Source organism: Stenotrophomonas sp. YJH_SMC_123 (assembly GCF_059368215.1).
The window spans coordinates 1-24550 of the sequence record NZ_JCAFRM010000008.1; the positions used below are offsets into that span (position 1 = coordinate 1).

At 67.1% G+C, this 24550-nt stretch carries 23 protein-coding genes; 5 read left to right on the forward strand and 18 right to left on the reverse strand.

Annotated elements, in window-relative coordinates; translation table 11 throughout:
- Positions 1 to 27: 27 nt before the first annotated feature.
- The 12 genes from flgL to AC5P5W_RS16665 all read right to left on the reverse strand — a co-directional run bounded on the left by flgL (position 28) and on the right by AC5P5W_RS16665 (position 11707).
- Positions 28 to 1230, reverse strand: coding sequence for a flagellar hook-associated protein FlgL (flgL, locus tag AC5P5W_RS16610; RefSeq protein WP_111206877.1), 1203 nt, complete (start codon positions 1228 to 1230; stop codon positions 28 to 30).
- Positions 1227 to 3107, reverse strand: coding sequence for a flagellar hook-associated protein FlgK (gene flgK / locus AC5P5W_RS16615; RefSeq protein ID WP_197575288.1), 1881 nt, complete (start codon positions 3105 to 3107; stop codon positions 1227 to 1229). Before flgK ends, flgL begins: the two co-directional genes overlap by 4 nt.
- A gap of 8 nt (positions 3108 to 3115) precedes the next feature.
- Positions 3116 to 4315: a flagellar assembly peptidoglycan hydrolase FlgJ gene (gene flgJ / locus AC5P5W_RS16620; protein WP_197575289.1), complete on the reverse strand. Its 1200-nt coding sequence runs from the start codon at positions 4313 to 4315 to the stop codon at positions 3116 to 3118.
- Between the two features lies 1 nt (position 4316).
- Positions 4317 to 5453: a flagellar basal body P-ring protein FlgI gene (locus tag AC5P5W_RS16625; RefSeq protein WP_197575290.1), complete on the reverse strand. Its 1137-nt coding sequence runs from the start codon at positions 5451 to 5453 to the stop codon at positions 4317 to 4319.
- Between the two features lie 2 nt (positions 5454 to 5455).
- Entirely contained in the window at positions 5456 to 6148 is a 693-nt protein-coding gene (gene flgH / locus AC5P5W_RS16630) for a flagellar basal body L-ring protein FlgH (protein WP_014647061.1), read from the reverse strand.
- A 22-nt stretch (positions 6149 to 6170) separates the two neighbouring features.
- Complete coding sequence (gene flgG / locus AC5P5W_RS16635; RefSeq protein ID WP_005409571.1) at positions 6171 to 6956, reverse strand: flagellar basal-body rod protein FlgG; 786 nt, start codon at positions 6954 to 6956, stop codon at positions 6171 to 6173.
- A gap of 103 nt (positions 6957 to 7059) precedes the next feature.
- Positions 7060 to 7809: a flagellar basal body rod protein FlgF gene (locus tag AC5P5W_RS16640; RefSeq protein WP_032961905.1), complete on the reverse strand. Its 750-nt coding sequence runs from the start codon at positions 7807 to 7809 to the stop codon at positions 7060 to 7062.
- Between the two features lie 32 nt (positions 7810 to 7841).
- A complete protein-coding gene (gene flgE, locus AC5P5W_RS16645; RefSeq protein ID WP_014647063.1) occupies positions 7842 to 9065 on the reverse strand; it encodes a flagellar hook protein FlgE in 1224 nt (407 codons plus the stop codon).
- Between the two features lie 32 nt (positions 9066 to 9097).
- The gene (locus tag AC5P5W_RS16650) at positions 9098 to 9781 is read right to left on the reverse strand and encodes a flagellar hook assembly protein FlgD (RefSeq protein WP_495221289.1); all 684 of its coding nucleotides are present in this window, start codon (positions 9779 to 9781) and stop codon (positions 9098 to 9100) included.
- A 23-nt stretch (positions 9782 to 9804) separates the two neighbouring features.
- Positions 9805 to 10212: a flagellar basal body rod protein FlgC gene (gene flgC / locus AC5P5W_RS16655; RefSeq protein WP_005416461.1), complete on the reverse strand. Its 408-nt coding sequence runs from the start codon at positions 10210 to 10212 to the stop codon at positions 9805 to 9807.
- A 3-nt stretch (positions 10213 to 10215) separates the two neighbouring features.
- A complete protein-coding gene (gene flgB / locus AC5P5W_RS16660; protein ID WP_005409576.1) occupies positions 10216 to 10611 on the reverse strand; it encodes a flagellar basal body rod protein FlgB in 396 nt (131 codons plus the stop codon).
- 151 nt (positions 10612 to 10762) lie between these two features.
- Positions 10763 to 11707, reverse strand: coding sequence for a chemotaxis protein (locus AC5P5W_RS16665; protein WP_049439361.1), 945 nt, complete (start codon positions 11705 to 11707; stop codon positions 10763 to 10765).
- Positions 11708 to 11965: 258 nt separating this feature from the next.
- Here AC5P5W_RS16665 and flgA point away from each other — a divergent pair, with 258 nt between their 5' ends.
- The 4 genes from flgA (at position 11966) to AC5P5W_RS16685 (ending at position 14650) form a co-directional block, all read left to right on the forward strand.
- Positions 11966 to 12622, forward strand: coding sequence for a flagellar basal body P-ring formation chaperone FlgA (flgA, locus tag AC5P5W_RS16670; RefSeq protein WP_140222812.1), 657 nt, complete (start codon positions 11966 to 11968; stop codon positions 12620 to 12622).
- Between the two features lie 75 nt (positions 12623 to 12697).
- On the forward strand, positions 12698 to 13003 hold the full coding sequence (gene flgM / locus AC5P5W_RS16675) for a flagellar biosynthesis anti-sigma factor FlgM (protein ID WP_014647067.1): 306 nt from the start codon (positions 12698 to 12700) through the stop codon (positions 13001 to 13003).
- Positions 13000 to 13338, forward strand: a complete 339-nt coding sequence (locus AC5P5W_RS16680) for a FlgN family protein (RefSeq protein WP_014037132.1) — start codon at positions 13000 to 13002, stop codon at positions 13336 to 13338. Before flgM ends, AC5P5W_RS16680 begins: the two co-directional genes overlap by 4 nt.
- Positions 13339 to 13429: 91 nt before the next feature.
- Positions 13430 to 14650, forward strand: a complete 1221-nt coding sequence (locus AC5P5W_RS16685) for an ATP-binding protein (RefSeq protein WP_014647069.1) — start codon at positions 13430 to 13432, stop codon at positions 14648 to 14650.
- 150 nt (positions 14651 to 14800) lie between these two features.
- Here AC5P5W_RS16685 and AC5P5W_RS16690 read toward each other — a convergent pair whose 3' ends face one another.
- Together AC5P5W_RS16690 and AC5P5W_RS16695 are read right to left on the reverse strand one after the other, a co-directional pair.
- Positions 14801 to 16573 carry an EAL domain-containing protein gene (locus AC5P5W_RS16690; RefSeq protein ID WP_014647070.1) on the reverse strand — a complete coding sequence of 591 codons (1773 nt, stop codon included), beginning with the start codon at positions 16571 to 16573 and terminating at the stop codon, positions 14801 to 14803.
- Positions 16574 to 16577: 4 nt separating this feature from the next.
- The gene (locus tag AC5P5W_RS16695) at positions 16578 to 18680 is read right to left on the reverse strand and encodes a sensor histidine kinase (protein WP_032961901.1); all 2103 of its coding nucleotides are present in this window, start codon (positions 18678 to 18680) and stop codon (positions 16578 to 16580) included.
- Positions 18681 to 18810: 130 nt separating this feature from the next.
- Here AC5P5W_RS16695 and AC5P5W_RS16700 point away from each other — a divergent pair, with 130 nt between their 5' ends.
- Complete coding sequence (locus tag AC5P5W_RS16700; RefSeq protein ID WP_495221291.1) at positions 18811 to 21570, forward strand: bifunctional diguanylate cyclase/phosphodiesterase; 2760 nt, start codon at positions 18811 to 18813, stop codon at positions 21568 to 21570.
- Positions 21571 to 21694: 124 nt separating this feature from the next.
- On the opposite strand, the gene AC5P5W_RS16705 is transcribed toward AC5P5W_RS16700, so the two are convergent.
- From AC5P5W_RS16705 to AC5P5W_RS16720, 4 genes are all read right to left on the reverse strand, one after another.
- Entirely contained in the window at positions 21695 to 22201 is a 507-nt protein-coding gene (locus tag AC5P5W_RS16705) for a hypothetical protein (protein ID WP_197574277.1), read from the reverse strand.
- Positions 22202 to 22311: 110 nt separating this feature from the next.
- Complete coding sequence (locus AC5P5W_RS16710) at positions 22312 to 22776, reverse strand: hypothetical protein (protein WP_164110737.1); 465 nt, start codon at positions 22774 to 22776, stop codon at positions 22312 to 22314.
- Positions 22777 to 22911: 135 nt separating this feature from the next.
- Positions 22912 to 23127, reverse strand: a complete 216-nt coding sequence (locus AC5P5W_RS16715; RefSeq protein ID WP_014647074.1) for a hypothetical protein — start codon at positions 23125 to 23127, stop codon at positions 22912 to 22914.
- 98 nt (positions 23128 to 23225) lie between these two features.
- On the reverse strand, positions 23226 to 24416 hold the full coding sequence (locus tag AC5P5W_RS16720; RefSeq protein ID WP_014647075.1) for a methyl-accepting chemotaxis protein: 1191 nt from the start codon (positions 24414 to 24416) through the stop codon (positions 23226 to 23228).
- Between the last annotated feature and the right edge of the window lie 134 nt (positions 24417 to 24550).

Genomic DNA, 24550 nt, shown 5'->3' on the forward strand with positions numbered 1-24550 from the left:
CCTTTCGGGACTGACTCGGGCGGCGCGTCAGCGCAGCTTGTTGAACAGCGACATCGACTGCATCTGCGAGAAGATCGTCTGCGCCGCCTGCAGCGCGGTGCTCTGCAGCTGGTACTGGCTCAGCGCATCGGCGTAATCCAGGTCGCGCATCTGCGACAGCGTGGTCTTCAGGGTCACGCCATTGGCCTCGCGCATGTCGGCGGCATTGTCCAGCGCCTTCAACTGCGCACCGCCTGCGGCACGCGAATCGATCATCCGCTCGGAAGCGCGCGCCACGTCGCGCAGTGCGCTCTGCAGCTGGTTCTGCTGCGCAGTCATCTGCGCGGTGGTACCGGTGTCGGCACCCAGCGCCGCCACCAGGTTGTCAATGGTGGAGAAGATGTCGCGGCTGCTGGCGGCCTGTACGCTGAAGCTGTCACCCGCCGCCGGTGCGCCGGTGATGCGCAGGCGCACACCGTTCACTTCCAGATCGTCGCCGGCCTTGTAGGTGCCGGTTCCGGTCACGTTGCCCGCACCATCCACCACCTCGTACTGGTTGCCAGTGGTGAAGCGCACGCTGAAGCCCTGGCCGTTCCAGCTGTCGCTGCCGTCGCGGGTGATGTTGGTGAGCACGCCGTTGCCGGTGTTGCCGGCCGCAGCGCTGCCGTCGACGAAGCCATCGCCGGTGGGAATGCGCATGAAGATCTCGCTGCCGGGCAGCGCGTCCTTCACGTAGGTATCCGGACCGACTTCGACCTGGCGCTGGGTCTGGTCGCCACGGTAGACCACTTTGCCGTTGATCTTGGCAAACGGCGGGTCGCCGTCGTTGGTGCCACCGAACACATAGCGGCCGGTGCCATCATCGGCGTTGGCCAGCGACAGCAGGCCGTCGCGGATCTGGTTGACCTCGGTGATCAGCGTCTTCTTGTCCGCCGCGCTCAGCGCCGGATTGCTGGCCTGGATGGTCAGATCGTTGACGCGTGCCATTAGGTCGTTGACCTGTGCCAGGGTGTTTTCCTGCACGCCCAGGCGGTTCTGCACGTTGCCGGCATTGAGCTTCATGCGGTCCAGTGCAGCCAGGCTGCGGTCAAGGCCGACCGCGGTGCCGGCGGCAACCGGATCGTCCTTGGCGCTGACGATCTTGCTGCCGGTGGCGATCTGCTGCTCCAGGTGGCTGAGCTTGGCCTGCTTGGCCATCATCAGCGACACCGACTGGTTGAACATCATGCTGGTGGAGATGCGGCTGCTCATCGGCGGACGGCTCCCAGGATGGTCTGGAACATGCTGTCGGCGGTCGAGATCAGCTGCGAGGCGGCCTGGTAGGCCTGCTGCAGGCGCAGCATGTCCGCCGCTTCCTCGTCCAGGTTCACGCCGGAGACTTCGTCGCGGGCTTCCTGCGCCTTGTCATTGATCACCAGCTGCGCGTCGAGCGAGTACTCGGCCGAGCGGGCGGCGGCGCCGACCTGGGTGGTCAGGCCACCCAGCGCGCCGTTCAGTGTCACCGTTCCGGCGTTGAACGCCTTCGCGCTTTCCACCTTGGCCAGCTTCGACGCGTTGCTGTTGTCCGACGAACCGGCCGGGGTCGGGGTGATGTTGAAGGTATCGCCCACCTTCGGTGCACCGTCCAGCACGAAGCTCCAGCCGTTGGCGCTGATGGTCTGGCCGGGCGTGTAGGTCTGCGGCGGCCCACCGTCGATGGTGTAGGTGGTGGCCGAGGCGAACACGATCGCCGACGGATTGCGCAGGTTGGCGTTGGTCGAATCGGTGACGGTGACACCGCTCAGCTTGCCGGTACCGGTGTTGGCGGTGGCGGCCGCGCCCTTCACCGCTGCAGCGGCGGCGATGCGCGACGGATCGGTGATTGCCACTTCCATGCTGCCGGCCACGCCCGCGGTCGGCTGCAGCAGGAAGCGGTCATTTGCAGCCGGCGTACCGCCGACGACCAGCTTGACGCCGTTGATCACCAGCGGATCGGCGGCGGTGCCGGTGCCGGTCAGCGGGATGCTGGCGCCGGTGTCGGCGCGGCTGGCCTTCCAGTTGGTGCCATCGAACTGCAGCACCACGTTCTGCGCGTCCAGCTTGCCCAGGTCGCCGTAGGTTGCGCTGAGGCTGGCGGTGCCGGTATTGCTGTTGTTGCCGGTGACGCGCGGGTTGCCGATGGTGAAGAAGTCCCCGCCCAGCTGGCCATACAGGTCCACGCCCTGGTGGTGCGCCTGGTTGAAGCTCTCGGCCAGGCCCACCGCCAGCTTGCCCAGTTCAGCCTGGGCAGGGGTCAGCACGGTGTCGCGGAATTCCAGCAGGCCACCGATCTGGCCGCCGACCGCCTTCGGGTCGAGGCGGATGGTGTTGCCCTGGGTCTCCAGCGCCAACTGCAGGCGCTCGGGCTGGTACGGGTCGGCCACGGTGGTGACCTTGGTCGCCGTGGTACCCACCACCAGCGCGTTGCCGCCGGCGGTGTAGACATTCATGATGCCGCCGTCCTGGATCACGGCCGTGCCACCGGTGTAGCCGATCAGCTGGGTGATCAGCTGGTCGCGGCGGTCGAGCAGATCGGGCGCCGCGGTGGCGACGTTGGTGCCGATGGCGCCGTTGATCTGCGCGATTTCCTGCGCCAGGCGGTTGACCTCGGTGGCACCGGCCAGCAGGCCGTTGTTGACCTCGCTGTTGAGGTTGTTCAAGTGCGTGTTGAGCTGCACGAAGCGGTTGGCCAACGCCTTGCCGCCGTCGAGCATGTTCTGGCGGTCGGCGGTGCCGGCCGCGTTGGACGACAGGCCACTGACCGAATCGAAGAAGTTCGACCAGACGCCGGCCACATTGGTGGCCGCATCGGAGAACAGCGCGTTGACCCGGTCGGCCATGCCCGAAAGCTGTTTCAGGCGCGCCAGTTCACCGCTGCTGTCGAGCAGGCGCGAGATCGCCAGCTGGTCGGCCGTGCGGCGGATGTCAGTGATCCGGGTGCCGTTGCCGACCGTGCCATAGCCGTAGTTCTGCGGGTCGGCGGTAGCGAAGTTGACCTTCTGCCGGCTGTAGCCGGGCGTATTGAGGTTGGCCACGTTGTGGCTGGTGGTCGCCAACGCACGCTGGAAGGCGAGCAGGGCACCGGTACCGGTGGAAAGTACGCTGGACATGGGGTTCCTCAACGACGGGTGATACCCAGCGCCGCGGTCGCGGTGCTGGCGAAGGTCTGGCCAAGGCGCGCGCCGGCGTCGGTCACGGCCGCTACGGCACGCTCGATGGTCGGGCCGCCGGCGATCGCGGCGATCTTGGCCGCATAGCGCGGGTCGGTGGCATAGCCGGCGCGCTGCAGGCCACGGGCGAAGCCCTGCACGTCGGTGCCGGCCTGCAGGGCCTGCTGGTAGCGCGGGCTGGTCTTCAGCAGGCGCACGTAGTCGGCGAAGCTTTCGGCCGGCGAGCTGTAGGCGCGGAAGCTGGCGGTTTCGTTGCGGCGTACGCCATCCACGTATTCGTGGGTGCCGGCTTCAACGCGCTGGCCGCTCCAGCCGGTGGCCTTGATGCCGAACAGATTGTGCGAGGTACTGCCGTCGGACTGGCGGATGTGGCGCTTGCCCCAGCCGGTTTCCAACGCGGCCTGGGCGACCAGCGCACGGGCATCCACGCCCAGTTCCCTGGCCGCGCTCTGCGCGTGCTGCCAGATGCTGGCGACGAAACCTTCCGGCGTGTGCGGCCCCAGCTGGGCCACGGCGGTGCGGGTAGCCATCGCATCGGCTTGGCTCATGGCCGTACCGCGGTTACTGGCCGTCGCCGACCACTGGTCGTTGTTGGTGGACCAGTCCTCGCCCTGCAGGTTGCCGATGTACGGATCCTCGGTGCCCAGCGAGCGGTGCAGGCTGCTGCTTTCGCGACCGGCGATCAGGTCCAGTGCCTGTTCCATCGGTGCCAGCGCGGCCTGCGCGCCGTGCTGTGCGCCGGCCGCCATCTGCTGCAGCATGCGCACGGCCTGGCTGCCATCTTCCAACGGCAGCGACGGTGCCGGCTTGTCCGGCGCGTTGAGCTGGTAGGCGCGGCTGGCCTTGGCCGGATCCACGCGGGTATCCAGCGCGGGGCCGTCGGCGGCCTGGCCGGACAGCTGGCGGCTGATCACGCCGGACAGGCCCAGCCCCTTGCCGCGGGTCATCGCCTCGGCGATCTTCTGGTCGTACATGTCGCGGAACATCTTGTTCTCGCCGGGAAACAGCGAGTCGCCGAAACTGGCATCACGCATGCTCTTGACCAGCATCTGTGCGAACTGGCCTTCCAGCTGGCGTGCGACCTTGTCGATCTTCGCCGGGTCGTTCTGCTGCGCCGGGTGCAGGTCGAATGCGGGATTGATGCGCATGTCAGATCACCTCGAGCTCGGCACTCAATGCGCCGGCCTGCTTCAGGGCTTCCAGGATCGCGATCAGGTCGCCCGGCGCCGCGCCCACGGCGTTCACCGCGTGCACGATCTCGTCCAGGGTGGTGCCGCCGCTGAACTTGAACATGCGGCTGCCGTCGTTGGTGGCGGTGATGGTCGACTGTGGGCTGGCCACGGTACGGCCACCGGACAGGGCATTGGGTTGGCTGACGTTGGTGTTCTCCTGGATCGTCACCGTCAGCGAACCATGCGAGATCGCGGCAGGGCCGACCCGCACCTGCTGGCCGATGACCACGGTGCCGGTGCGGGAATTGACCACGACCTTGGCCGGGGCGCTGCCCGGGGTCAGCTCCAGGTTCTCGATGCGGGCCAGCAGGCCGATGCGTGCGCCCGGATCGGTCGGCGCAGTCACGGCCACGGTCACGCCGTCGACCGCACGCGCGGCGCCTTCGCCGAACGCGTTGTTGAGTGCGGCGACCATGCGCGAAACGGTGGTGAAATCGTTTTTGTGCAGATTCAGCGTGATGTCGCCGCCATTGGCCAGCGGGTCGGGCAGGGCACGCTCGACCGTGGCGCCATTGGGAATGCGGCCCACGCTCGGTACGTTCACCGAAACCCGCGAACCATCCTTGCCCTGCGCACCAAAGCCGCCGACGATCAGGTTGCCCTGCGCGATCGCATAGATCTGGCCGTCGGCGCCGCGCAGCGGGGCCATCAGCAGCGAGCCGCCGCGCAGCGAGACGGCGTTGCCGATCGACGACACGGTGATGTCGATCGGCTGGCCCGGCTTGGCGAACGGCGGCAGCTCGGCATGGATCGCGACGGCCGCAACATTCTTCAGCTGCGGATTGACGTTGGCCGGTACGTTCACGCCCAGCTCGCCGAGCAGGTTCTTCAGGCTCTGGACGGTGAAGGGCGCCTGGCTGGTGCGGTCGCCGCTGCCATCCAGGCCGACCACCAGGCCGTAGCCCACCAGGGCGTTACCACGCACGCCGCCGACCTGGGCCAGGTCCTTGATGCGCTCGGCGCTGGCCGGGGCTGCCACGACCAGCAGCATCAGCGCGACGAACGACGCCACGCGGCGCTGCCAGGAAGAAGAGGGGAGGAGTTTCATGGCCATACTCAGAACGGCGTCAGGCCGGAATTGAAGAAGCGGCTCAGCCAGCCCATCGCGTTGGACTGCGCGACCGGGCCGCGGCCGCCGTAGACGATGCGGGCTTCGGCCACGCGGCTGGAAGGAATGGTGTTGTCCTGGCTGATGTCGCCCGGGCGCACGATGCCCTGCACCTGTACCAGTTCATCACCCTGGTTCAGCCGCAGGTTCTTCTGCCCCTGTACCACCAGGTTGCCATTGGGCAGGCGCTGGATCACCGTGACGGTGACACTGCCCTGCAGGCGGTTGCTCTGCGCGCTGTTGCCCTTGCCGGTGAAGTCACGCGCGCCCTTGGCCGTCGCACTGAGGATGTCCTTGCCGCCCAGGGTGACCGGCGCACCGAGGATGGACGGCGTGCCCAGGCTCAGGTTGGATTCCTTGTTGGTGGCCGTGTTGGCACTGGTCTGCGCGGTGGTGTTTTCCAGCAGGGTGATGGTCAGCAGGTCGCCGACATCGCGTGCGCGGCGGTCCGAGTACAGTTGCAGGGTCGGGCCGGCAGCGTAGATCGCACCGGCGGTCGGCGCGGCCTGCGGCGGCATGATCGGCTGGATCGGTGCCATCGCCGCGTAGGGGCGCACGTCGCCGGCGATCACGCAGCCACCGAGCAGGGCGACCACGGCGCAGGCGAGGGCAGTGCGGGTGAATCTGGAAATGGGCGACATGGCGGTTTCCCGGTTGGGCCGGTCAGAGCTTGTTGTTGAGATAGCCGAGCATCGAATCGGTGGTGGAGATTGCCTTGGCGTTCATTTCGTAGGCGCGCTGGGTTTCGATCATCGACACCAGCTCTTCGACCACATTGACGTTGCTGCCTTCCAGCGCGCCCTGCACCACGGTGCCGAGGCCGTTGAGCCCGGGATTGCCGTTCTGTGCCGGACCGGAAGCGGTGGTTTCCAGGAACAGGTTCTCGCCGCGCGCCTGCAGGCCGGCCGGATTGACGAAGTCGGTCAGGGTCAGCGCACCCACTTCCACTGACGCCGCGCCGTCGGCCATCTTCACGCTGATGGTGCCGTCGGTACCGATGGTCACCGACTGTGCGCCCTCGGGAATCTGGATGCCCGGCTGCACCGGGTAGCCGCTGTTGGTGACCAGCTCGCTGTCCTGGTTGATCTTGAACGAGCCATCACGGGTGTAGGCCGAGCTGCCGTCGGGCATCTGCACTTCGAAGAAGCCGCGGCCGTTGACCATCACGTCCAGCGCACGGCCGGTCTGCTGCTGGCCACCCTGCTCGAAATTCTTGGCGGTGGCGACTACGCGTACGCCGGTACCCAGCTGCAGGCCGGTCGGCAGCTGGGTCTGCGCCGACGAAGAGCCGCCGGGCTGGCGCACCTGCTGGTACAGCAGGTCCTCGAAGCTGGCACGGTCCTGCTTGAAGCCGGTGGTGTTGGTGTTGGCGAGGTTGTTGGAAACCACCGACATGCGCATCTGTTGCGCATCCAGTCCGGTTTTCGCGATCCACAATGCCTGGTTCATCTTCGGTGTCCTGTCTGGGTAAAGGCGGCCGCGCGATGCGGCCCCTGGTAACGGGTGTGCAAGCGGTGTGCCAGCGCCGCGCCCGGGCGGCGCCGGAATTCCGTCAGCTGCCCAGGCGCAGCAGGCTGTTGGCACTGCGCGCGTTGTCGTCGCCGTGCTTGATCACCTGCACCTGCATTTCGTACTGGCGCTGCAGCTGGATCATCTGCACCAGTGCACCGGCGGCATCGACGTTGCTGCCTTCCAGCTGGCCGCTGTGCACGGCCGTGCCCTGTGCCGGTGCGAACGGCTGCAGTGGGTCGGTGTTGCGGAACAGGCCATCCAGGCCACGCTCGAGGCGCTCGTCCGGCGCCTGTACCACCTTGATCCGGCCGATCTGCGCCATGGTCTGCGGGCCTTCGCCCTGCGGGATGATCGAGAGCGTGCCGTCGGCACCGATTTCCATCGCCTGGTAGGGCGGAATGGCGATCGGGTTGTTGTTGTCATCCAGTACCGGACGGCCGCTGGAGGTCACCAGCTGGCCGTTCGGGGTGACCGACAATGCAGCGCCGCGCGTGTACGCCTCACTGCCGTCGCTGGACTGCACGGCCAGCCAGGTGCCGGTCTGCAGGGACAGATCCAGCGGCTTGCCGGTGATGTGCTGCGAGCCGGGCGTACGGTTGAAGCCGGCGTCGACGTGCAGCGCATCCACCCGCGAGGCAAAGCCCGGGCCCTTGATCGGGAAGGCTTCGGTGTTGGCCAGCGCTTCCTTGAAGCCAGGGGTGTCCGAGTTGGCGAGGTTGTGGCTGAGCGTTCCCTGCGCCTGCAGGGAGGCGCGGGCACCGGTCATCGCCACGTAAAGAGCTTTATCCATGCGGGGAGTTCCGTGACAGGGTCAGCAGCTCATCAACGGATGTTGATGACGGTCTGGGTGATCTGGTCCTGCGTGGTGATCATCTGCGCGTTGGCCTGGAAGTTGCGCTGCGCGGTGATCATGTTGACCAGCTGCTCGGTGAGATCGACGGTGGACGCTTCCAGCGAGCCGGCCTGGATCTTGCCGAGGTTGGAGGTGTCCGGCATGCCGGTGCGCGGCGTGCCCGATTCGAAGGTCTCCACCCACAGGTTGTTGCCCTTCGATTCCAGGCCCTGCGTGTTGTTGAAGGTGGTCAGGGCGACCTGGCCCAGCGGCTTGTCGTCGCCGTTGGAATAGCGGGCGTAGACCACGCCGGATTCGGACACGGTCACTTCGTTGAGCTTGCCGGCGGCATAGCCGTCCTGCTGGGTATTGCGCAGGGCGAACTTCTCGCCGTACTGGGTGGAGCCGCTGATGTCCAGCGTCATGTTCAACTGGCCGGCACCGGTGGTCGGGGTGAAGGTGCCGAGGCTGACCTTGCCGTTGGCAGGTGCGACCAGCTTGCCGCTGTTGTCGAAGGTGACCGGGGTCGGTGCGCCGGCCGGCTGGCCATCGACGTAATTGCGCACGGTCCATTCGTTGGGGTTGGCGCCCTTGACGAAGTACGAGACCTGGATGTGGCTCACGCCCAGCGAGTCGTACACGGTGATGCCACCGCTGGAGTGGTTGTAGCTGTTCGAATCGGCCGGGTCGAAGGTCGCCACCGTCGGTTGCTTGGCGTTGGCCGGCAGGGTGAAGCCAACCTTCACTTCGCTGGTCTGCTTCGGCGGGCTGTCGGTGGTCAGCAGCTGCAGGTCGACCAGGCGGCCGGCATCGAAGTTGGTGCCATCGGCATTCGGCGCGAACACCTGCAGGCGCGCACCCTGCGGGTTGACCACGTAGCCGGCCGAGTCGGTCTGGAAGTTGCCGGCACGCGAGTACACGCGCGAACCATTCATGTTCATGGTGAAGAAGCCTTCACCGGAAATGGCCATGTCCAGGCTGCGCCCGGTCTGCTCGTTGTGGCCCTGGATGAACTGCTGGGCGACGTTGGAAACGCGCACGCCCGAGCCGGTCTGGTTCTTCGACAGGCCGTAGCTGGTCGAAGCGAACAGGTCGGCGAACTCCGCGCGCGACTGCTTGAAGCCGGTAGTGTTGACGTTGGCGACGTTGTTGGCGGTGACGCTCAGGTCGGTGTTGGCGGCGTTGATGCCGGACAGCGAGACATTGAAGCCCATGGGATGCTCCTGGTTGATGCGGAAGGTGCGGCTCAGCTGACGCGGAGCACGTAGTCGATCGGGGCCGTGCCCAGGCCCTTGAGGTTCAGGTACAGGCCGTCGGAACCAACGGTCACGCTCTCCACCGGCGCCTGTACGTAGGTGGACAGCTTGGTGCTCTTGCCGGCGGTGTCGACATGGTTGGCGACGATGGAGTACTTGCCCGGCTCCATGCGCTTGCCGTTGGCATCCTTGCCGTCCCACTGGAAGGCGGTTTCGCCGGCAGCCTTGGCTTCCACGCTCAGCGAGGTGACCTTGGCGCCGTTGGCGTCGGTGATGTCCACGGTGATGATGCCGGCCGACGGTGCAGCCACCGTGCCTTCGACATTGCCTTCCTTCTCCAGCACCAGCTTTTCCGACGGCACCAGCACCTGGTGGCCGACCAGCGCAGCGCCACGCAGCACCTGGTCGCTGGCCATCGACTCCTGGAAGCCCTTCACCGTCTTGTTCAGATCGGTGATGCCCTGCACGGTGGACATCTGCGCCATCTGCGCGACCATCTGCGTGTTGTCCATCGGCTTCAGCGGATCCTGGTGCTGCAGCTGCTCGGTCATCAGGCGCAGGAAGTCGGCCTGGTCCAGCGTGTTCTTCTTTTTCGTGGCGTTGCTGTTGGGGGCGTTCAGGCCCAGCGCGGAATAGACGTCCTGGTTGGTCTGGTTGTTGACGGCGGTGGTCATGGCGGTATCCGGTGCTGCGGGCCTCAGCGGCCCATGGTCAGGGTGGCCAGGGCCAGTTCCTTGGCGGTGGTCAACATCTCCACGCCGGCCTGGTAATTGCGCGAGGTCGAGATCAGGTTGACCATCTGCGCCACCGGATCGACATCGGGCTGGTAGATGTAGCCATCGGCGTCGGCCAGCGGGTGGCCCGGCTCGTAGCGCTTGATCGGCGCGGCCTCGCTCTGGGTGATCTCCTTCACCTTCACCGAGGTGATGTTGGGATCGTTCTTGCTGGTGACGGCCTGGAAGATCGGTTCCAGCGGCTTGTACACGGCGTCGGCGGAACCGGCGACGGTGTCGGCATTGGAGAGGTTGGAGGCGATGGTGCTCATGCGCACCGACTGCGCCTGCAGCGCGGAGCCGGCGATGTCGAAGATCGGCAGGTTGCTCATGGCTTATTGCCCCGTGATCGCGGTCAGCATGGAACGCACCTTGCTCTCGACGAAGCTGAGCGAGGCGCGGTATTCCAGTGCGGCGCGGCCATAGGCGGCACGCTCGGCATCGGGGTCGACGGTGTTGCCGTCCAGGCTGGGCTGCACGCCTTCGCGCGCGATCTGGAACGGGTTCAGGCCACTACTGATCTCGTAGTGCTGCTCATGGGTGGTGGCCATCAGGCCATTGGCATCCTGCCCCTGGGCGTGGCGCAGGGCGGCATCGAAGTCCAGGTCCTGGGCCTTGTAGCCGGGAGTGTCGGCATTGCCGAGGTTGCTGGCGATCAGCTTCATCCGCTGTTCGCGCAACGGCATGGCCTGGGCGTGGACGCCCAGGTAGTCGGTAATCAGGTTGCGCACGGTGCACTCCCACGGGAACGTTGCCCGGGAAGCTGCAAGGGGTGTGCCAAATGGAGAGGGGGTCAGATCCCCGCAGGGGCTCTGACCCCGTGGTTGACGCGTTGCGATGCGGGGTCGGAGCCCGTTCCGGGATCCGACCCCTCGGCGGGCCTTACGCCGCCAGCGCCACCTTGCGCAGGCGGTCCAGCACGAAGTCGGCCAGCTCGTGCGGCGAGTACTTGGCGACGAACGCATTGGCGCCGACGCGCTCGACCATGGCGTTGTTGAAGACGCCCGACAGTGAGGTGTGCAGCAGCACGTACAGGCCGGCCAGGCCCGGGTGGCGCCGGATTTCCGTCGTCAGCGTATAGCCATCCATGGCCGGCATCTCGATGTCCGAGATGACCATGGCATAGCGCTCGGTCGGATTTTCCCCCGAGGCGTGGACCTGCAGCAGGTGGTCCAGCGCCTGCTTGCCGTCGGAAAGCAGGGTGGCACCCACGCCCAGCTGGTCCAGCACGCTGCGGATCTGCTGGCGGGCCACGCGCGAGTCGTCCACCACCAGCACCTGCAGCTGCGGGCCGTCGGCGGGCATGGCCATTGCCGGGTCGAGTACCGCTTCTCCGCGCACCTGGGCGATATCGGCCAGCACGCTCTCAACGTCGATCACCTGGATCAGCTCGCCCTGGAAGCGGGTCACCGCGGTCAGGTAGCTCGACTCGGCGCCCAGCTCCGGTGGCGGGTGGATGTCTTCCACCGCGATGTTGACGATGCGTTCGACGCCACTGACCAGGAAGCCCTGGATCGAGCGGTTGAATTCGGTGACGACCAGGTAGCCGGGCGAGGTGTCCGCGTCCGGTTCGCGCTCGGGGTGGCCGATCGCCAGGCCCAGGTCCAGTACCGGCACCGAGCGGCCGCGCACGTCGGCCACGCCGGAGAACTGGCTGGGCAGGCCGGGCACCTGGAACAGCTCCGGGCGGCGCAGGACTTCCTGCACCTTGAAGACATTGACGCCAAAAAGCTGACGTCCGCCGAGGCGGAACAGCAGCAGCGCCAGGCGGTTGTGGCCGGCCAGTCGGGTCCGCTGGTCGATCCGGTTGAGCAGGTCATGGGACATGGCTGCTGTATCGGCGTGGTGGGGGCGGAACTTGAGGGCGCTCTGTCGTCCGCGCGCTCCACACCGCTTTTGTAGAGCGACTGTCAGTCGACTGCTCTTCGATCCGATCACGGGAAACCCCGCGCTTCGCGCGAAAGTCGACTGGCAGTCGACTCTACCCATCCGGTCGAATCCCCATCCCGGATCCGATCAACGGGACCCGGTCTCTGGCACACCCCTTGCACGCTGCTGGGCCAGATCCCATCGACAGGAGGCGCCATGCGCCGGATCACATCCCTACTGGCCCTTGCACTGGCCGCTGCTGCGCCGTGGGCGGCGGCTGCCGACTGGCAACCGGTGGCCAGCATCCGCGCGGCCGCATTGTCGACACTGCCGGCCGGCAGCGAAGGCGAGGCGCAGGTGGCCGATGCGCTGCGCCTGCCGAAATGTGGCAGCGCGTTGCAGGTGCAGCCCACCGCCAACACCACGGTGGAGGTGAGCTGTCCCGATGCGGGCGGCTGGCGCCTGTTCGTGCCGGTGAAGGTGCGGCGCAACCAGACCGTGCTGGTGCTCAACCGCGGAATCGGCACTGGAGAAACCCTCACGGCCGCCGATATCACCACTGCCCAGCGTGACGCTGCCCGGATTGCCGGCGCGGTGCTGTCCGATCCCAATGCAGCGATCGGCCGCATCGCCCGCCGTCCGTTGCAGGCCGGAGCCCTGCTGTCGAACAACGATCTGGTGGTCCAGCGTCTCATCAAGCGAGGAGACAATGTAGCCCTGGTGTCGCGTCGCGGTTCGGTCGAGGTGCGCATTGCCGGCCGTGCGATGGGTGATGCCGGTGAGAACGAGCGGGTCTCGGTCGAGAACCTGTCCTCGCGGCGGATCGTGCAGGGCACGGTCGACGCCGCAGGTGACGTAATCGTGGCGCGTTGATTTACCGCAAAATATCCCTAAAGATCACGGCCCTGCGGCCGTTATCCCTTGTGAACGGCAACTCCAGGACACCCCATGAGCCAGAAAATCGACGGCAACCTGCAGGTCCCCCAGGCACTGCGCAGCGTGACGACCCCGGCCAGCAAGCCCGGCGTCAGCACCGATGCGGCGGCGCGCCCGGTCGAGGCGGCCGACAGCCTGCGCCTGACCGGCGAGGCCACCAATCTGCAGGCCATCGAGCGTGAGCTGACCACCGCCCCGGCGATCGACGCCCAGCGCGTGGCGGCCGTGCGCGAGTCACTGCAGAACGGCACCTACAAGATCAATCCGGACGCGATCGCATCGCGCATGCTCGATCTGGACCAGCAGCTGCACGGATGACTGCGGCGATGAGCGAGCCGCTGCAGCGCCTCGCCCAGGCCCTGGACGTTGAGCGCCAGGCCCTGGTCGAGCACGACGTGCACGCCCTGATCCGGGCCACCGGCGCCAAGCTGGAAGCGCTGCGTGCGCTGGAAGGCGCGCCGCCGGTGGGCGAGGGCGAACAGCTGCAGGAACTGGCCGAGCGCAACCGCGCCAACGGCGTGCTGCTGTCGCGCCGTCGCCGCGAGGTGAACTGGGCGCTGCGCCAGCTCGGCCGTACCGAAGATGCCTCGGCCTACGATGCCAAGGGCCAGTCGCACACGGTCAGCATCGGCCGGCCACTCGCCGTCGCCTGACGCGACGGCGGTCGCACACCCCCTCCCGGTGGGCTGAAGCCCGCTGCATGACCGCGTATATTGGGCGCCTGTTCGAACGCTCCGAGTCGCCGTGTCCGCTGCCAACGCCCTGGTTACCGCCCCCCTTCCGCCGCAGCCGGTGCTGCAGGCCCTGCTTGAGCGCCTGCGCGAAGGCCTGCTGCTGTTCACTGAAGACGGGCAGGTGGCCCTGGCCAACCCGGCCGCGCAGAACCTGCTGGCCAGTGGCTCGGACGGCGGATTGCCGCCGCCGCAGCGGCTGCGCGAGCTGCTCCCCCCTGATGCACTGGAGCAGGCCCGCCAGCATGGCCACTGGAATGGCAGCCTGCCGCTGGGCGAGGGCGTGGTCATCGCCCACCTGTACCACCATGGTCCGGTCGGCGAAGGGCATTTCCTTGCGTTGTTCCGCCACATCGAAGGGCAGGAAGACTACGAGCGCGAACTGCAGCAGCGCCACGCCGAGCTGCGCCAGGCCTACCTGCGCCTCAATGGCACCCAGGAAAAGCTGCTGCAGTCGGAGAAGATGGCCTCGATCGGCCAGCTCGCCGCCGGCGTCGCGCACGAGATCAACAACCCGATCGGTTACGTGCACTCCAACCTGGGCAGCCTGCAGGAGTACCTGCGCAGCCTGTTCACCGTGATCGAAGCCTACGAGCGCGCCCTGCGCGCGCCGGACCCGAAGGCACTGATTCCGGAAATCGATGACATCCGTGACCGCCTGGACATCGACTTCATCAGCCGCGACCTGCCGCAGCTGATGGCGGAATCGCGCGAAGGCATCGAGCGCGTTACCCGCATCGTGCGCGACCTGAAGGACTTCTCGTATTCCGGTCGCGACGAATCGTGGAAGCTGGTCGACCTGCACGCGGGCCTGGAATCGACCATCAACATCATCTGGAACGAACTCAAGTACAAGGTCACCCTGGTACGCGAATTCGGCCAGTTGCCGCTGGTGGAGTGCCTGCCGTCGGAGTTGAACCAGGTCTACATGAACCTGCTGCTCAACGCTGGCCATGCCATCGCCGAGCGCGGCACGATCACCGTGCGCACTGGCGTTGATGGCGATCACGTGTGGGTTGAATTCGAAGACACCGGCGGCGGCATCTCGCCGGAACTGCGCCAGCGCATCTTCGATCCGTTCTTCACCACCAAGCCGGTCGGCAGTGGCACCGGTCTGGGCCTGTCGATCTCCTACAGCATCATCAACAAGCATCACGGCCGCATCGACCTGGACAGCACCCCGGGCGTGGGCTCGCGCTTCCGCGTGGTGCTGCCGGTGAAGCAGCCGCGCTGACCGCTTCCGAAGTGGAACCGGACACCCAGAGCAGCCGGCCAGCGGCCGGCTCTACCGGGGCCTATCGATGGTAGTGCCGGCCGCTGGCCGGCAACCTCATTGAAGCCGGGCACCCAAGGCAGCCGGCCAGCGGCCGGCTCTACCCGATCATCACCGCAGCGGCCGATCCTCGCCACCATCCCCGGTTTCCACCGGTGCCGGGCCGGCATTGCTACGGCGCTGTTCTTCGTACGTGCGGAATGCCTGGTGGATGTGCTTGCGCAGCTCGTCGTCGTTCCACGGCTTGGTCAGGAAGCGATAGATCGCGCCGCGGTTGATCGCATCGGTCACCGTGTTCAGATCGGTGTAGCCCGACAGCACCAGGCGGATCGTATCCGGATACAGCATCTTCACCCGGCCCAGGAACTCGGTGCCGCTCATGTCGCTCATGCGCTGGTCGGACAGGATCACCTGCACGTCGTTGATCGCCAGCAGATCAAAGGCGTCACGCACGTTGCCAGCGGCCAGGATGCGGTAGCCGTCGCGGCGGAACAGGCGCACCAGCGAGCGCAGCACGTTCTCCTCGTCATCCAGCAGCAGCAGCGTCCGGTCCGGGCGCGTTTCGGCGAAGGCTTCCGGGCGCAGGTAGCGGCGGCGCAGGGTCATGCCGGCGGCATCGGCCGACATCGGCTCGCCGAACAGGTAGCCCTGGAACACATCGCAGTCGTTGCGGCGCAGGAACCCCAGTTGGGCCTGCGATTCCACGCCGTTGGCAATCACGGTCATGCCCAGCTGGTGGCCCATGGCAATGATCGCGCGGGCAATGGCTGCTTCGCGATTTCCAGCCGGTGCGCTCTTGATGAAGCTGCGGTCGATCTTCAGCTTGTCCACCGGGTAGCGCACCAGCGCGCTGAGGCTGGAATCGCCGGTGCCGAAGTTGTCCAGGCTCAGGCTGATGCCTTCGTTGCGCAGGTTGGCCAGCGTTTCATGGACGAAATTGACGTTGTTGGTCAGCGCGCTCTCGTTGATCTCCAGCGTCAGCATGTGCGCCGGCACGCCCGCGGCCTGCAGCAGGGACATCACCTCGGCGAAGAAGTTCGGCCGCAGCAGCTGCAGGGTGGACACGTTCACCGCGATGGTGAAGTCATCAAAGCCCTGGTCGCGCCACAACCGCGCCTGCTTCAATGCGCCTTCCAGCACCCAGGTGCCGATCTGCACGATGATGCCCAGGCGCTCGGCGGTGCGCATGAAGCGCTCCGGCACCAGCATGCCCAGGGTCGGCGACTGCCAGCGCAGCAGCGCTTCCATGCCGACCACGTGGCCGTCGCGGGCGCTCACCAGCGGCTGGTAACGCAGCTTCAGCTCGCCATTGGGAATGGCATCGACGATCTGGCGCGCGATGATGCTCTCGCTGTGCGCGCTCGGCGGGGTATCCACGGCATGGATGCGCACGGCATTGCCGCCTTCGCGGGCGGCCTGGTACAGCGCATCTTCGGCATGGTCGAGCAGGCGCGAGGCGCTGCTGGCATGTTCCGGGCACAGGCTCACGCCCAGCTTGCCGGTCATGAACAGCGTGTATGGAAGCACCGACAGCGGCAGTTCCATCTGCTGGCGGATCTCTTCAGCGAAGTCCTCCGGCAGCGGCAGGTCCGCGGTGCGGGGCACCGCGATCAGGAACTCGTCGCTGCCATGCCGCCACAGCTTGCCACGCCCGCGCAGGTAGGACTGCAGGCGCTGCGCCACCAGTACCAGCGCCTGATCGCCCACTTCGGCACTCATGTTCTCGTTGACCGATGCGAAGTGGTCGATGTCCACGTGCATCAGCATCAGCGCGATGCCGCCGGAGGCCGCCTCGGCAACCATCGCCTGCAGCTCGGGGTTGCCGGCGCCAAGGCGGTCGGGGGCATCATCGATGCTGACCGGGGGCAGGTTGGGATTCCACATAGGCTCAGTATTCCGGTGAATCGACGGCGGCCATGCTGGTCGCCTGGTAGGGGAGGTGGACGTCGATCAGGGTGCCTTCGCCATGCGCGGATTCGATCCGCACGTGGCCACCGACGCTCTGCGCGCGCTCGCGCATCACGATCAGGCCGAGGCCACGTGGGCCGTCCGGATCGAAGCCTTCACCATCATCGCGGATCTGCAGGTGCAGGCCACGCTGGCTGACGTCGCGCAGCTGCAGCAGGACCTGGCTGGCGCGCGCATGGCGCAGCGCATTGGTCAGGCTTTCCTGTGCGATGCGGAAGCAGGCTTGTTCGATGCTGTTGTCGGGGCGGTGCGGCAGCGGCTCGATCTCGGCCAGCAGCTCCACCGGCGAAGAGCGGAACAGCACCCGCGCCTGCCAGCTCAGCGCCGCCTCCAGGCCCAGTGCATCCAGCTGCGGCGGGCGCAGCAGGGTGGAGATGTCGCGCAGCTTGGCCACGGTGGTGTCGGCCAGGCTGACGATCTGCGCCAGGTCCTCGCCACGACGCTTCGGATCGTCCTCATCCTGCGCCGCATGCGCCGACAGCTTGATCGCGGTAATGGCCTGGCCGATGTCATCGTGCAGGTCGCGCGAGATCGCGCGACGCTCGTCCTCCTGCAGCGAGAACAGCCGCCCGGCCATCGCCTGCAGCTCGCGATTGCTGGTTTCCAGCGCCCTGCGGGTGCGTTCGGAATCGCTCAGGTCGCGTACGATCAGCAGCTTGCAGTCACGACCGCCGTAGCGCACTTCGCCCACCGCCAGGCCGGCATGGAAGCTGCGGCCGTCCGCACGCTGCATGGCCACCACGCTGCTGTGGCCCGGCCCCAGGTGGGGCTGGCCGGCGCGCAGCTGGCTGCGCACCCGTGGCAGGTCGGCGGCAGCGACCAGTGCCGACAGCGGCTCGCCCAGCAGGGTGTGGCTGCCGTAGCCGAACAGGCCGGCGGCCCAGGCGTTGGCGTACAGCACGTGCTCGTCGGAGAGGATCACCACGCCGTCGGGCAGTACCCGCACCAGCTCGCGGAACTGTTCCTCGCGCTCGCGCAGCAGGCGCCGCGACTGCTCGCGCTCGGTCACGTCCTGCAGCGTCCCCAGCACGCGGCTGCGGCCGGCTTCGTCGATACCGCTGGCCGCCCGCAGGTGCACCATCAATGCACGGCCGTCCATCGACAGCAGCGGCAGCAGCACGTCCACCTGTACCGGCTCGCCGGAGCACAGTTCGGCCAGCAGCTGTTCGGTCTGGGTGGCGGTGGCCGGGTCGGCCGGCACCAGCAGCTCATCGAAGCGGTGCCAGCGCCGGGCCTCGGGCGGGCGGCGGCCGAGCAGGCGATAGACCTGGTTGGAATAGCGGCCCAGCCCGGTGGACGGGTCCAGTTCCCAGGCGCCGATGCGGGCCAGCTCATGGGCTTCCTCCACCCGGGCCAACGCCTGGTCGCGGCGCAGCTGGGCCAGATCCTCGGCGGTGCGGTCGATGGCGATCAGCAGGCGGGCGTTGTGGCCGTCGTAGCTGATGGCGTTGGAGCGCAGCTCCATCTGCCGCAGCGCGCCATCGCGCAGCTGCAGCTGAGCGCGCAGGATGCACAGCTCCTCGGGCGCCTCGCGGATCGCCTCCAGCTTGGTCTGCAGGGCCTGGTCCTGGCCCGGCGGCCACAAGGCGTCGATGGTCTGTTCCAGCAGCTCGTCGCGGTCCCAGCCGAAGGCGCTGCAGGCGGCGGGGTTGGCATCGAGGATCGCCAGCGTGTCCAGGTCGTAGACGAGGATCGGCCCGGGGTTGCCCTCGAACATCTGCCGCAGGCGCAGCTCGGAGGCCTGCTGGCGCGCATGGGTATGCAGCACGTGTTCGGCCAGCGGGCGCAGCAGCAGATAGAGCAGGCCCGCGCTGGCCAGCGCGAAGAACGAGCCCTTCAGGCCCTGCCACAGGGCCGCCTGCTGCGGATCGGGCACCAGCGCCTGCACCACGCTGTCGGTGGAGATCATCCAGGCCAGCGCCATCACCAGGTAGCTCAGCACCACCCGGCGCCGGTCACGGCTCAGCGCCTGCGCCATCCGCGGGTCGGGAACTGGGGCGTTGCCGGTCGGTTCTGCGGGCATGGACGGGGCGGGTGACAGGGGCGCCGGTCATCTTACCCCGCAGCGTGCCGTGACCACTCAATTATCCGCCGCAGGCGCCGTTAACCACTGCGTGCCCCGCTGACGGGCGTGTCATCCGGAGCAAGATCGCGTGGACCAAGGGATCATCGCCAGCCTGCTGCAGCACCCGCTTGCGTCGGCGCTGGTCATCGTCGACCGTGCCGGGCGCCCGCTGGCGGCCAATCCGGCCGCGCGCGAGCATGGCCTGCCGGCCACCGTGGCGGCCTATGCGCCGATGCTGGAAGATCTGCGCCTGATGGCCGCCGATGGTGGCATCGTTGCCTGCACGCTGCCGGGCGGCCCGCGGGGGCACTACGACGGTCACCTGCGTGCGGTGCACGACGGTGCCGGCAACCTGCTGGCGTTCACCCTGAGCATTCCCGAGCCGGTGCCGGTCGATGCGGGCGGGCGCTGGGAGCTGGCACTGGACAGCGCCGGCCACAGCCTGTGGGACTGGGACATCCCCAGTGACCGGGTGGCGCGCACGCCGGCGCTGGGCGACGAGACCGCCACTGAATTGCTGTCTCGCGTGCACGGCGAGGACATCGCCCAGGTGCGCGCCGCGCTCGACGAGCACCTGCGCGGGCACAGCGAGCAGTACAGCGCACAGTTCCGTTTCCGCCAGGCCGATGGCCAGTGGCGTTGGGTGCTCGATCGCGGCCGCGTGGTCGCTCGCACCGCCGATGGCCAGCCCCTGCGCATGGTCGGCACGCATACCGATATCGAGCAGCAGAAGCAGCTCGAATCGCTGCTGCAGGAACAGCAGCTGCACCTGAGCGAGGCCCAGCGCATCGCCAGCATGGGCAGCTGGTCGTTTGATCCCAACAGCGGGCATTTCTGGTGGTCGCCGGAACTGCGTTCGCTGCTGGCACTGGAGCAGGGCGCCGTTCCGGGCCAGCGGCGGTGGCTGAAGCAGCTGCATCCACGCTCCCGCGGCGCGCTGCGCGCGGCATGGCGGCGGTTGTGGCGCGATGGCCGCGCTGCCAACCTCGAGCTGGAGCTGACCCGCGGCCATGAGCCTTCGCAGCACCTGCGGCTATGGATGCAGCCGCTGCTGGACATGGACGGGCAACCCAAGCGCCTGCTCGGCCAGGTACAGAACATCACCGAACAGCACCAGACCGATGCGTTGATCCGCTGGCGCACCGAACTGCTGAACCGGGTCTCCGCGCTGGGCCGCATCGGCGGCTGCGAGATCGAAGTGCAGACCCGCAGCATGCAATGGACCGAGGAGTGCTACCGCATCCATGGCCTGCGCAAGGAACCGATCACCCTCGACCAGGCGCTGGCGCTGTACACGGAGGACTCGCGCAACGCGTTCGAGGCGGCGCTCGCCCGTATCGCCAACGGCGGCCTACCCGAGCAGCTGGACCTGTGCTTCTACCGCCAGTCCGGCCTGCGCGTCTGGGTGCAGGTGCTGATCGAACTGGACCGCCGTGACGGCCTGCCGCCGCGGTTCGTTGTCCTGTTCCGTGACATCACCCGCGAGCGCGAAGCCAACGAACGCATCGAACTGCTGGCCCACTACGACCTGCTGACCGGCCTGCCCAATCGCGTACTGCTCGGCGAACAGACCGCCGAAGCCATCGAGGAAGCACGCGACCGCGGTACCTCGCTGGCCATGCTGTTCATCGACCTGGACGGCTTCAAGACCATCAACGACAGCTTCGGCCACGCCACCGGCGATGCGCTGCTGAAGGCCGCAGCCACCCGCCTGCACCAGAACCTGCGCAGCAACGACCTGTTCGGCCGCTTCAGTGGCGATGAGTTCATCGTGGTGCTGCGCGACCTGGCCGAGCCGGAAGATGCCGGTCATGTCGCCCGCAAGCTGATTGCCTCGCTGGCTGAGCCGCTGCGCCGTGGCGAGACCACGTTGAAAGTCGGCGCCAGCGTCGGCATCGCGATGCTGGGCGATGCGCAGACCGATTTCGACTCACTGCTGCGCGCGGCCGACGCCGCGATGTATGCGGCCAAGGAAGCCGGGCGCAACACCTACCAGTACTACAGCCAGGACGCCCTGGCCCGCATCCAGCGCCGGCTGGACGTCGAGCATGCCCTGCATGGGGCGATCGAGCGCGACGAGTTCAGCCTGGCCTACCAGCCGCTGCTGCACGCCCACCACGGCGAGCCACCGGCGATCGAGGCACTGTTGCGCTGGCACCGCCCCGGCATCGGCTACTGCAGCCCGGCCGAGTTCATTCCCATTGCCGAAAAGTGCGGCGAGATCGTGCGCATCGGCGACTGGGTGCTGAACGAGGCCTGCCGCCAGGCGACCGCCTGGGACCGTGCCGGACTGCACTTTGATCGCATCGCGGTCAACGTGTCGGCGGTGCAGCTGCGTGATCGCGGCTTCGCCGAGCGCGTGATCGAGATCTGCCATGCCCATGGCTGGCCGCCGCAACGGCTGGAACTGGAGCTGACCGAGTCGGCGCTGATCCGTGATACCGACATCCTGCGCCATTGCTTCGACGTGCTGGAACGGCATGGCGTGCCGCTGGCGGTGGATGACTTCGGCACCGGCTTCTCCAACCTCAATTACCTCAATCGCTTCCCGGTGGGGCGCCTGAAGATCGACCGCAGTTTCGTGCAGGGCATGCTGCATGATTCGGGCACGGCCGAAGTCACCCAGGCCATCGTCCACCTGGGCCACGCGCTGGGCATGAAGGTGGTGGCCGAAGGCGTGGAAACCCACCAGGAAGAAGACATGCTGCGCCGCCAGGGCTGCGACGAGATCCAGGGCTACCTGTACTCGCGCCCGCTCAGCCCGCGTGATCTGGCGCAGTGGCTGCGCCAGCAGCGCCCGGCGCCAATGCGCACCGACGCCAGCGGCGAAGCGGTGCTGGTGCGCTGAGGGTCTGCGCTGGCGGATGCCGGCGCGGTGTGGCCTGACTCTGGTGCGCCCAGCTCTGGTGGGTGCCGACCGTTGGCCGGCACGGATGCCCTGGCGCTCGCGATCATCCACGCATGGCGTGGAACTACCTGGGAAACTCCGCCTTCAACTGCATGCGCAGGGCCTCGACGATGGCCGCATAGCGCCGCTTCTGGACCAGATAGCTGGCCAGGAACAGCGGCAGCACCAGCAGCATCGGTGCCACCATCGGGCGCATCGCCACCAGTGGCAACAGCAGCAGCGACAGGATTGCCACGAACCAGCTGCACAGGCCGATCACCCGCACCTCGTGCCGTCGCGCGTTGAGAACGATTCGTCCACGCATCACCGGGAAGTAGCGCAGGCCGAAGCTCGGTGCGAAGCTCTCGCGGAACGCCATGCTGCCATCGGGCAGCGCATGGAAGGCCAGTTGCAGCCATCTGTCCTGCGGCAGGTCACGTTCCAGGCTGCCCAGCGAAAGCCGGGCCTGCATGGCCGGTGACGCCGCGATGCGTTCGTTGAACAGGGTGATGACCCAGCTGAAATAGCCGGCCACCCAGGCCATCAGAAGGACGGCTTCGAACAGGAGCACTGCGATCAGGGCGATGGCCATCGGTCTTCCATGAACGGGACCGGGCAATCATGCCATGGGCAGCCGTGGCCGGCCCCGCGAGGGGGGCGAGTCCGTGCAGCAGGTCGTGCGTTTCTCGGGGGCGACTTGGGTCAACCTTCTTCGGCGAGATCGCTTAGGTCCAGGATCTGCGGATCAACGCTGCTGGCTACGATGCTTCTGATCAGCCCCGGGCGGCGGCGAAGCGAGTAGGCGTGAATCGCATGGATGGGACTGAATTCACACAGGGGGTAGCGTGAGTGCCCAATGATGACGGGCCTGTTGAAGTGGATGTCCTTAGGGTCATCAAGTGGCAGGGCCCACTTCCCACCGTGCACCAGCCTGACGGTCTCCCCTAGATATCGGGCGAACACGACCCTCAGAGAGTCCCGCTCGTCCTCAGACAGCGTGGCTGCCATCAAGTCATGGAGGCGTTCCAGCCTGTCGAGGCTTTCGGGGCTGCCATCCAGTTCAATGCCATGCGTTTGAGCCTGCGCGACCAGCCATTCTATCTGGCCGTCCATCAGCATAAGGAATTGCTCAAAAGCCTCGCGGGCTTCTTCCAGATTGAACGTCATGCGGAGGCCAGAGAGACAGGGGGAGTGGGCAGTGTGTCCTCGTCCCCTTCCTCAGGCTATGCAACAAATCCTAAAAGGCGACAGCCAAAGCAGAGGTGCAGATATCACGACGGCCCATCCACGCAGGACGTGGATCTACTTCAGGGCTTCGCCATCCAGGCCCAGGTCCCATGCCAGGCCCAGCAGTTCATCGTCGGCTCGGGAGGGGGTGGGGCGCGCATCGGCCAGCTGCTGCAGTTCGAGCAGTTCCTCGCGGGCCACGTCTTCCAGCCGCTGCAGCTGCTCACGCACGCTCGCGTTGCGCGGGCGCTCGGTGTCGGTGAGGGCGGGCAGGGCGCGGATCAGGGTCATGGTGCGCGTACAGGATGCATCCAATGGCAGGTTACAGGCAAAGGCCCCGGACGAACCGGGGCCTTGCGGGCTGCCGGCGAGGGCAGCGGACATCAGGATCAGAACAGCTCGACGGTGCCGGCGCCCATGCTCTGCTGGGCGACGGGCTTGTGCGGCGGGCGTTCCCATTCGCTGCGCAGCTCGCGCAGGCGATTGCCGGTGCGCTGCAGGGCGCTGGCGATCTCTTCGTCGAACACGCCGCCATTGCGGTGCAGCAGTTCCTGCAGGGCCACCGCTTCGCGGTTGATCGCGGTCAGGCGGTCCAGGTGGGTGTGCACACCGCCCAGCGCCTGGGTGGCGATGTCTTCGAACTGCAGGGCACGCACGGCTTCGGCCACGCTGCCATCGATCGCACGGGCGCACTCGGACACTTCGCGCATGCCGTCGCCCAGCGAGGCGTTGATCTGCGCGACGTTGTCGAGCATCGCTGCTGCTTCCTGGCGGGCTTCGCGGGAGCGGTCCATATCGCGCGAGGCCATGTGCGAAACCGTCTCGCGCACCTTGGCGATGGCGTCCTTGGAGCTGTGCGCCAGCTTGCGGATCTGCTCGTTGAAGGTGGTCGAGCGCTCGGACAGGTTGCGCACTTCGTCGGCGACCACGGCGAAGCCACGACCGGCTTCACCGGCGCGCGCCGCTTCGATGGCCGCGTTCAGCGCCAGAAGGTTGGTCTGGTCGGCGATCGACTTGACGTCTTCCAGCAGCGCGAAGATGCCATCCAGGTGCTGCGCCATCTGGTCGATGTGCTGCACGGTGGTGCTGCTCTGGCCGCTCACCTGTTCCAGCGCTTCCACCAGCTGTTCCATGCGATGGCTGGCGTGCTGGGCGAAACGGGCGACGTCGAGGCCGGCATTGCCTTCATCACCGGCGCGGTCGACGATGCGCGACAGGGCCTGGCTCTGCTGGCGCGACTTGCGGTTCATGGCATCGAAGCTGCCGCCCAGGCTGGAGACGGCCTGGCGGATCAGGTCACGGGCGCGTTCCACTTCGCCACGCGAACCGTCGATCTCGTTGCCGACGAAGTTGCGCAGCTCGGTCAGCAGCTGGTCCTGTTCGCGCAGGACACGGGCGTGCTCGGGGGAACGATGTGCCTGTGCGCGGGTGGTCCACCACGCAAAGCCGAGCCAGCTCAGCGTCATCGTGGTCAGGATCGCCCAGCGCAGGGCGGCCGGCCATTCGAAACCGATGGCGAAGGGGAGCAGCAGGGTCAGAGCCAGGGGGGCGGCCAGACGGATGAAAATGCGTGAGTACATGGACGTTCTCGGGAGGTGCACGGAGGATGTATCGGCCGTACCCCCTTTCTCTTTAACGTCGATGTGCCTCGAAGTGCATTCTGAATGCGCCGGTTTTCCGGCACCTTGGCGGCCTCGGGGTCAGAGCCCTTTCC